This window comes from Brevundimonas sp. (assembly GCF_036405315.1).
In the GTDB taxonomy this organism is placed as follows: Bacteria; Pseudomonadota; Alphaproteobacteria; order Caulobacterales; family Caulobacteraceae; genus Brevundimonas.
In genome coordinates this window covers 1-9,056 of the sequence record NZ_DASWXW010000219.1, presented here as the reverse complement: position 1 = coordinate 9,056, position 9,056 = coordinate 1, and the positions used below count along the sequence as shown (strand labels likewise).

The window sequence follows — 9,056 nt, the reverse complement described above, 5'->3', positions numbered from 1 at the left end:
TCGCTGGCCGAGGCGAAGCGGCACACGCCGAAGCCCAGTTCGGCGGCGCGCTGTCGGATGAAGATGCGGGGATCGGCCGCCATGACGGGGCCTTTGCCCCTGTTAGCCTCAGAAGTCGAGGTCGGCGTACCAGGTCGCCGGCTGGACGCCGGGGAAACGGTCGCTCAGCAGTGTGCGGAAACAGGGCCGCGACTTCAGCTTGGAATACCAGGTCTTCAGCGCCGGATACGACGCCCAGGTGATCTCGCCGAAATAGTCCAGCACCGACAGGTGGCCCGCCGCGATCAGGTCGGCCTGGCTGAGCCGACGCCCGGCCAGCCATTCACGCCCGGCGGCCAGACCTTCCAGCGTGGCCAAATGAACGCGCAGGGCGTCGCGCCCCTCGCGCAGCATCCGCGCCTCGGGCGGACCCAGCCGCAGCAGGGGCTTCTCCATCCGCTCGTGCAGCAGGACGGCGTCCACCTCGTCGATGAAGCGACGGTTGAACCAGGTCGCCAGGCGCCGCGCTTCGGCGCGCTCGCCGATGTCGGCGGGCATCAGGACGTCGCCCTTGGAGCGGTCCTCGATCCAGCCGAGGATGGCGTCGGTCTCGCACAGGGTCAGGACCTTGCCCTTGTCCGCCACGGTCAGGACCGGCGGCATGCCCGAGGGATTGAGGTCGAAAAGGGGGCAGTCCTCTTCCCACGGCTTGACCAGCTCCTCGCCGAAATCGATGCGCGCCTCGCCCAGCGCCAGTCGCGCCGTGCGCGAGCCGGGATGGAAGGCGAAATGATAGAGGACGGCGGGCGCGGACATTGCCCGATCCTTACGCCCTGCTCGTTAAGGCCGCGTTTACCGCAACGTCCGGTCGCGGCTCAGGACCAGGGGCCGACCTGGATGGTCAGCGGCTCGACGACCTCGTCGGATCGCGCCATGTGGACTTCCGCCCGGCCGCGCGGGTCGGCGTGGATCAGGATGTCGGCGTGGGGGAAGGCGGCCAGGATGCGCTGCTCGGCCTCGACCACGATGGCGTGGGCGGCCTCCAGCGTCAGCTGCGGGTCGAGATCGACATGCATCTGCACCATCAGCGCCTGCCCGGCCATGCGGGTGCGAAGCTGGTGCAGGCCGGAGATGCGCGGATCGGCCAGGACGGCGGCGGTGATGGCGACCCGCGCCTCTTCCGGTCCGGCGTGGTCCAGCAGGTGATCGGCGGACTCGCGCAGCAGGGTGATCGCGCCCCAGAACAGCCAGACCGCCACGACCAGACCCGCCGCAGCGTCCAGCCCGGGCGCGCCCAGATAGGCGCCCGAGATCACGCCGATCAGCACCACCATATTGGCCGCCAGGTCGGCGGCGTAGTGGGCGCGGTCGCCCGCCACGGCCAGGGACGCGGTCTTCTTCAGCGCCTGGGTCTGCATCCACACCAGCCACAGGGTGACGGCGATGGAGGCCGCGACCACGCCTACGGCCCAGCCGCCCGCGGCGACGGGCCGAGGATCGAAGATGCGCTGCACCGCCTCCCAGCCGATGAAGACCGAGGAGGCGAAGATCAGGCCCGACTGCACCAGACCGGCCAGGGCCTCGGCCTTGCCGTGGCCATAGCGATGCTCGGGATCGGCGGGCGCCGCCGCCCAGCGCACGGCGAAGAAGGTGGCTAGCGAGGCGATCAGGTCCAGCGTCGAATCCGCCAGGGTCGCCAGGATCGACACCGATCCCGAGGCGCCGAGCGCAAAGGCCTTCATCACGATCAGGATCGTCGCCGTCCCCACCGACAGGGTGGTGATCCGGCGGGTCGTGGCGTGAGCGTCGTCGAGAGCGGAGGGGGCGGTCATCCCCGCCCTTGTCGCGCAAAACCGCGCATCCGCCAATGGCGGCGTCTTGTCCGGGGCGCTAAGGAAGGACCGTGCCCGGCGCGGACGAACCGCCGCCGGTCGAGACGGAGTTTCCATGGCGGACTGGCTGACGGCGATCCTTCTGGGTCTGGTCGAGGGATTGACCGAATTCATTCCGGTGTCGTCCACCGGCCACCTGCTGCTGCTGGGGCATTTCCTCGGCTTCGAGAGCACCGGCAAGACCTTCGAGATCGTCATCCAGCTGGGCGCCCTGCTGGCCATCATCAGCGTCTATTTCAAGCGCCTGTGGACCCTGGCGACGCGCTGGCCCTTCGATCCGGCGGCGCGACGCTTCCTGATCGGCCTGATCGTGGCCTTCCTGCCGGCCGTGGTGATCGGCTTCCTGGCCTACGGCTTCATCAAGACGGTGTTGTTCGAGACGCCCCTGGTCATCTGCATCGCCCTAATCGTCGGCGGCCTGCTGCTTTTGTGGCTGGATCGGGTGGACAAGTTCCCGGTCTATCTGGACGCCGACCGCTATCCGATGCGCGTCTATTTTCTGATCGGCCTGTTCCAGTGCCTGGCCATGATCCCCGGCGTGTCCCGCTCGGGCGCCACCATCGCGGGCGGCCTGCTGCTGAAGACCGACAAGCGTTCGGCGGCCGAGTTCAGCTTCTTCCTGGCCCTGCCGACCATGGGGGCGGCCGTGGCCTACGACCTGTTCAAGAATCGCGACGTGCTGGACTTCAGCGACGTCGGCCTGATCGCCGTGGGCTTCCTCGCCGCCTTCCTGACGGCCCTGGTCGTGGTGCGCTTCCTGCTCGACTTCGTCTCCAGGCGCGGCTTCGGCCCCTTCGCCTGGTGGCGGATCGTGGTGGGCGTGGCGGGCATCATCGGTCTGGCCGTGACGGGGGGGCTCTGAGCTTCTTTCCTCGCCACTCTGTGAGGAGGGGGACCGCATAGCGGTGGAGGGGGCGGCGCAAACGGATGGCGTCGAGACGCCCCCTCCGTCACATCGGCTTCGCCTCCGTGCCATCTCTTCATGGAATGGGGAGGAAAGGCAGGGAGCAGCCAAACAAAACCCCTCGGGACGCGGGTCCCGAGGGGTTTTTCGTAACCGGCCCGATCAGGCGGCGGCGGGGCCTTCGGCGTACTGGCCGCCGACGCGGTAGCGGTAAAGATAGTCCGGCGCGATGGCCTCCAGCCCGGTCGGCTCGACGCCCAGGTCGGTCAGACCTGCGGCGCCCGGCGAGACGACGTTGTCGGTCTCCAGCAGCAGCACCTGATCCCGGGTCAGTTCCGGCTTCAGGCCGATGGCCGCCGGGAGCTGCGCCAGCGAGCCCAGGATGCGGGCCACGGGGAAGGGGATGGGGATCAGGAAGCGGTTGCGGTTGGTCTCGCGCAGGATGAACTTGAGGATGTCATCGAAGGTCCAGACCGACGGCCCGCCCAGTTCAAAGGTCCTGCCCTCGGCCTCGGGCGAGACGGTGGCGCGGGCGATGGCCTCGGCCACGTCGCCGACATAGACCGGTTGGAACTTCGTCACGCCGCCGCCGATCAGGGGCAGGGCGGGCGAGAAGGTCGCCATGGCGGCGAACTTGTTCAGGAAGGCGTCTTCCTTGCCGAAGATGATCGACGGGCGGATGATCACGGCGCCGGGGAAGGCGGCGCGCACGGCGGCCTCGGCGGCGCCCTTGGTGCGGGCGTAGGCGGCCTTGCCGTTCACGTCGGCGCCCAGGGCCGACATGTGGGTCAGGCGCTTGACGCCCGCGGCCTTGGCGGCCTCGGCGACGTTGACGGCGCCTGCGACATGCAGGGCCTCGAACTTGCGGCCGCCCGTCTCGAACAGGATGCCGACCAGGTTGATCACGGCGTCGGCGCCCTTGATCGCCTCGGCCACGGCGGCCTTGTCGGTGATGTCGCAGCGGACGGTCTGGATCTGGCCGACGTCGCCGGCCATGCGCAGTTCATAGGCCAGGGCGGGCTTGCGCACGGCCACGCGCACGCGCCAGCCGCGCTTGGCCAGGGCCCGCACCACCTGGGTGCCGACAAAGCCCGAGCCGCCGAAAACGGTGACCAGTCCGGGGGCGAAATCAGCCATCTGTACGCTCCAACGCCAAACCCGGCCGCTGGCGGCGACCGGAGAAGAATTTCATGGGCGGGGCTTAACCGATGCGCCGCCCCGCCGCAACGCACAGAGGGGCGAGCGGACGGGCTTTAGTCGGCGCGATAGACGACCTGGCCGTCCACCACGGTCAGGACCGCATGGCCCTGGGGGATGTCGGCGGCGGGGACGGTCATCAGGTCGATGTCGAAGGCGGTGAAGTCGGCGCGCTTGCCGACCTCGATGGTGCCCAGCTCCTTCTCGCGGAAGGAGGCGTAGGCCGGCCACAGGGTGAACATCTTCAGCGCCGTCGCCCGGTCCACGGCCTCGTTCGGACGCCAGTCCGGGCCCTGGAAGCCGTTCAGGTCCCGCCGCGCCACGGCGGCGTAGAACTCGATCAGCGGATCGCCGCGCTCAACCGGGGCGTCCGAGCCGCCGACCACGATCACCCCGCGCTCGACCAGGGTGTGCCAGGCATAGGCCCCGTCCAGCCGGGCGTCGCCGAGGCGGTCGGCGGCGAAATGCAGGTCGCCGATGGCATGGCTGGGCTGCATGGAGGCGATGATCGGCAGCTCGTCGAAGTAGTGATAGTCGCTGGGTCGGATGATCTGGGCGTGCTCGATGCGCCAGCGCGGATCGGCCAGCTTCCACTCGGCCTTGGGCACGGTGCTCAGGGCTTCCTCGTACCAGGCGGCGACGTCGTGATTGCCCTGGTCGCCGATGGCGTGGGAGGCGATCTGGACGCCGGTGCGCAGGGCCTCCTGATAAAGGGGCATGACCTGTTCGCGCGACGCCAGCATCAGGCCTGAAGTCTCGGGCCGGTCGGCATAGGGCTGGAACAGCTTGGCCCCGCGCGAGCCCAGGGCGCCGTCGGCGTAGAATTTGATGGCTCGGGTGATGATCCGCCCGTCCGCCGCCTCGCGCGGACCGCCCGCCATCAGGGCGCGGGCGTCGCCCATGTCGATGCTGTTGTAGACTCGCAGCGGCGTCTCGCCCTCGCGCGCCATCTGCTCCAGCAACGGCACGTCCTTCCAAGGCGCGCTCATGAAATGCACCCCGGTCCAGCCGTAACGAGCATAGACCTCGAAGCCCGCGCGATAGGCCGCGCGCGTCGCCGCCGCATCGGCCTGGGGCATGAGCGGATCGACCAGAGTCATGGCCCCGTCGACCAGCAGGCCGGTGGGCCGCCCGCCTGCGTCCTTCAGGATCTCGCCGCCCGAGGGGGCGGGCGTCGCCGTATTGATCCCGGCGGCGGCGAGCGCCGCGCTCGACGCCGCGAGCGCATGGCCGTCGGCCCGGCTCAGCAGCACCACTCGGCCCGGCGCGGCGGCGTCCAGATCGGCGGCGGTGAGGAAGCGCTTCTCGGGCCAATGGGTCTCGATCCAGCCGCGCCCGACGATGACGCCCTCCGGGTGGGCCTTGGCCCAGTCGCTGAGCCGCGCCATGGCCTCGACGACCGAGGCTGCGCCCTCCAGGTTCAGCGTCATCTCGCGCCAGCCGATGCCGTCCAGATGGGCGTGGCCGTCGGTGAAGCCGGGAAACAGCGTCGCCCCTTTCAGGTCCACCACCTCCAGCCCCTCGCCCGAGGGCGCGCCGGCGGCGTCGCCGACATAGGCGATGCGCCCGTCGCGCACGGCCACGACCTCGGCGGTCGGCCGGGCCTCATCGCCCGTGTGGATGGTCCCGCCCCGGATCAGCAGGTCCTGGGCGAAGGCGGCGGGCGCTGCGGCCAGCATCAGGGCGGCGGCCAGCGGGATGGCCTTCAGGGCGTAACGGATCATGGGACGTCCTCCAACTTCAGCGTAGGGAGCGGATCGTAAGGTCCGGCGTCAAGTCCGTGGCTGCGGCGCATTGCACGGTGCAGCAAAAGAACAGTGCAATTGGCGCAATGAAGAGCGGCAGGGGAGGGCGCTCTGTGGCGGGGCATGGGGTCGCCGCAGGAACTGGCTAGGCGGTCAGGCGGCGAATGGCGATGTCAAAGACCCGAAGCCATCGTCGCACATCCGGCGGCGGCGCCTGGAATTGGGCGCCGAATACGGCGCGAGCCCGGAAATATCATGGAGATTGGAGCGTCTAATTGCGACGGCGGGGGCAGGGCGGCGCTGCTCGCCAAACCGTGTTGTCTCAGGTTGAGACGATTTCACGGAACGTCGTTGACATGAGTCCGGGGCCGCGCGAATAGCCAAGCTTGTTCATTCGTTAACGATACTGGAGCGTCCCTTGAGAACGATCGCCGCCGCCCTCGCCCTCGCTACGGCCCTCTTCGCGGGGCAGGCCGCCGCTCAGAACATCGACACCACGGCTGCGGCCAATGGGTCTTTCGGTATCTTTGGCGTGCCCAACTCGGCGACCTACGGTCAGACCATCACCATCCCGGCCGGTGAGACCCAACTGTTCAGCTTCGGCTTCGTGATGAAGAACGTCCCGTCAACGGTCGTCTTCCGGGGCGAGGTCTATCTGTGGGACGACGCCAACAATCGCGCCACCGGACCGGCGCTGTATGAAAGTGCGGCCCGGTCGACGACGGGCGCGACTGCCCAACTGATCACCTTCAGCCCGCCCGGGGGACTGACCGTGACCCCCGGCCAGAAGTATGTGATTTTCGCGACAACGTCGCGGGATCAGGCGGGGGCATCCGGTGTAGGCAATTGGGCAGCGTCATCCAGCAACCCATACGCGGGCGGGACGGCGGTTTTCATCAATAATAGCACTAATACTGCCGATTGGACGAGCGGGACTTGGGCCGTCAACACGTCCACTGATTTCGGTTTCGTCGCCAACTTCAACGCGCCCCCCGCTCCCGTGCCGACGCTGTCGGAGTGGGCGATGATCCTGTTCGGTCTGGCCCTGGCGGGCGGGGCCGTGGTGATGGTTCAGCGCAGGCGTCTGGCGGCCTGATCATCGGATCAGTCTGGATGCGGAACGGCCCCGACCTGTGACAGGCGGGGCCGTTTTCGTGTGGGTCGTCAAGGCGGAGGCGGCTTGGCCTCGAGCGATCCTGCGCGCATCATCGCCGCATGAAGCTGTTCACCATCGGCTATGAAGGCTCGACCCAGGCCCAGGTCATTGGGCGGTTGAAGACGGCTGGCGTGGAAGTTCTGGTCGATGTGCGGGCGGTGGCGGCCTCGCGCCGGGCCGGTTTTTCCAAGACGCTGCTGGCCCAGAGCCTGAGGGCGGAAGGCGTCGACTATCTCCATCTGCGGGCGCTCGGCACGCCCAAGGCCGGGCGCGACGCGGCGCGGAAGGGCGATGTGGCGACCATGCAGGCCATCTTCAACGCCCACATGCAGGAGCCCGACGCCGAGGCCGCCTTCCAGCAACTGCGCCATGTCGCGGGCGAGAAGCGCGTCGCCCTCCTGTGCTTCGAGGCCGAGGCCTGCGGCTGTCACCGCGCCGTCCTCGCTGACCGACTGGCCCGCGAGGACGGCGTCGAGGTGGTGAACCTCTAGGTCTTACGGACGGCCCACCAGCTGATCCACCGACCCGGACGTGACCGGGTGATAGAGGGGGCGCGCCTTGGCGTAGATGCGCGTGGCGATGGGGCGGCCCCAGTCGCCTTCGTTCCACAGGGTCTGGAATAGCGGCAGGACGAACTTGCGACGGCCCTGGCTGGTCAGGAAGCGGTCGGCGACAGCCACGGCGGGCTCGTAGCGGTGGGCCAGGGCGATCTGCAGCCAGGCGAAGGTCAGCTCGGCGTTGCCTTCATTCGCAAGGTTCAGCGTTTTTTCCAGATCGGCCAGCTGCGCCGTGGTCAGCCAGTCGGCGCCGGCTTTCAGACCTTCTGGACGCCAGGCCAGGAAGCGTTGGCGTTGCTGGGTGTTCCAGCTCTTCCAGTCGATGGCCGAGGCCGGACCCTTGTCAGCGAAGAAGGCCTTGGCCTGTTGATCCACGGCCTCGAAGGCGTGCGACACCGGCTGGACCCAGTTCGAGGGCATGCCCGGCTGGTAGATCCAGTTTTCGAGCTGAAGCTGGGCCTCCAGCGCGGCGTCGCCCTTGATCAGATGCTCGCGGATGTCGGCCAGGAAGCCGACGTCGGTCATGGGCTGGAAGGCGTGGCGGTCGAAATAGCCGCGCAGCCAGGCGTCGAATTTCTCGCGGCCGACGACGCGCTCGATGGTGCGCAGCATGGCCGCGCCCTTCTCATAGGGCACGCCCGACAGACCGTCGTCCGGGTCGCGCCCGGTCAGGTCGATGTGCAGCTTGGTGTCGTCGGGCGCGGTGGTGGCCAGTTCCGCCGACAGTTCGCCCCAGCCCAGGACCTGCTCCTGCATGGCGCGGTCGCGACCATAGAGGGCCTCCATGATCCGGTTCTCGAAATAGACCGTGGTGCCTTCGTTCAGCCAGATGTCCGACCACGTCGCGTTGGTGACGAGGTTGCCCGACCAGCTATGGGCCAGTTCGTGCGCCACCAGCGAGACCAGCGACTGATCCCCGGCGATGATGGTCGGGGTGGCGAAGGTCAGGCGCGGGTTCTCCATCCCGCCGAAGGGGAAGCTGGGCGGCAGGACCAGCAGGTCATACCGACCCCAGCGATAGGGGCCGTAAAGGGCCTCGGCGGCGTCGACCATGCGCGGGGTCGATTGCAGCTCGGCGCGGGCGGCTTCCAGTCGGCTGGGCTCGGTCCAGACCCCGGTGCGCCCGTCGAAGGAGGCGAAGGCGATGTCGCCGATGGCGATGGCCATCAGATAGGGCGGGATCGGGCGATCCATGTCGAAGCGCCAGGCCTTGGTCCCTGCGCCCGCCGCCTCGCCTTGCGGCGTCAGGTGCTCGGCGGACATGACCACGGTCAGGTCGGCGGGGGCATTGATGCGGGCGGAATAGGTCTGGCGGATGCCGGGGCTGTCCTGGGTCGGAACCCAGGTGCGGGTCAGGATGGCCTGGCCCTGGCTGAACAGATAGGGCTTCTGGCCGCCCGCCGTCTGTTGCGGGGTCAGCCATTGCAGGGCCGCAGCGTCCGGGCGGGTGGCGTAGTCGACGACGATCTTCTGCGTCTCGTCGCCGACAAAGGCGGGCAGGTGGACGGTCAGGGCCTGACCCTTGATGGCGTCGACGGCGCCCAGCTCATAGCGCAGGGGGCGGCCCTGGGCGTCGCGCACGCCGCGGATGTTCAGGTTCTTGGTGTCCAGCACCACCTCGGTCGC

The 9,056-nt window shown here is 68.7% G+C and carries 8 protein-coding genes; 3 read left to right on the top strand and 5 right to left on the bottom strand.

Annotated features, from left to right (window positions below; genetic code table 11):
- Positions 1-108 precede the first annotated feature (108 nt).
- Together fzlA and VGE49_RS13365 are read right to left on the bottom strand one after the other, a co-directional pair.
- Positions 109-795, bottom strand: coding sequence for an FtsZ-binding protein FzlA (fzlA, locus tag VGE49_RS13370; RefSeq protein WP_331035029.1), 687 nt, complete (start codon positions 793-795; stop codon positions 109-111).
- Positions 796-854: 59 nt separating this feature from the next.
- Positions 855-1,811: a cation diffusion facilitator family transporter gene (locus VGE49_RS13365; RefSeq protein ID WP_331035028.1), complete on the bottom strand. Its 957-nt coding sequence runs from the start codon at positions 1,809-1,811 to the stop codon at positions 855-857.
- 115 nt (positions 1,812-1,926) lie between these two features.
- Here VGE49_RS13365 and VGE49_RS13360 point away from each other — a divergent pair, with 115 nt between their 5' ends.
- Entirely contained in the window at positions 1,927-2,733 is an 807-nt protein-coding gene (locus VGE49_RS13360; RefSeq protein WP_331035027.1) for an undecaprenyl-diphosphate phosphatase, read from the top strand.
- A gap of 204 nt (positions 2,734-2,937) precedes the next feature.
- On the opposite strand, the gene VGE49_RS13355 is transcribed toward VGE49_RS13360, so the two are convergent.
- Together VGE49_RS13355 and VGE49_RS13350 are read right to left on the bottom strand one after the other, a co-directional pair.
- Positions 2,938-3,912, bottom strand: coding sequence for a complex I NDUFA9 subunit family protein (locus tag VGE49_RS13355; RefSeq protein ID WP_331035026.1), 975 nt, complete (start codon positions 3,910-3,912; stop codon positions 2,938-2,940).
- A 116-nt stretch (positions 3,913-4,028) separates the two neighbouring features.
- Positions 4,029-5,696 (bottom strand): amidohydrolase, encoded by a 1,668-nt coding sequence (locus VGE49_RS13350; RefSeq protein WP_331035025.1) that lies wholly within the window; start codon positions 5,694-5,696, stop codon positions 4,029-4,031.
- A gap of 439 nt (positions 5,697-6,135) precedes the next feature.
- On the opposite strand from VGE49_RS13350, the gene VGE49_RS13345 reads away from it, so the two are divergent.
- Both VGE49_RS13345 and VGE49_RS13340 read left to right on the top strand, forming a co-directional pair.
- Positions 6,136-6,813: an IPTL-CTERM sorting domain-containing protein gene (locus tag VGE49_RS13345; RefSeq protein ID WP_331035024.1), complete on the top strand. Its 678-nt coding sequence runs from the start codon at positions 6,136-6,138 to the stop codon at positions 6,811-6,813.
- A gap of 119 nt (positions 6,814-6,932) precedes the next feature.
- Positions 6,933-7,364 (top strand): DUF488 domain-containing protein, encoded by a 432-nt coding sequence (locus VGE49_RS13340; RefSeq protein WP_331035023.1) that lies wholly within the window; start codon positions 6,933-6,935, stop codon positions 7,362-7,364.
- 3 nt (positions 7,365-7,367) lie between these two features.
- On the opposite strand, the gene VGE49_RS13335 is transcribed toward VGE49_RS13340, so the two are convergent.
- The coding region (locus VGE49_RS13335) for a M1 family metallopeptidase (protein ID WP_331035022.1) at positions 7,368-9,056 on the bottom strand (1,689 nt) is incomplete at its 5' end.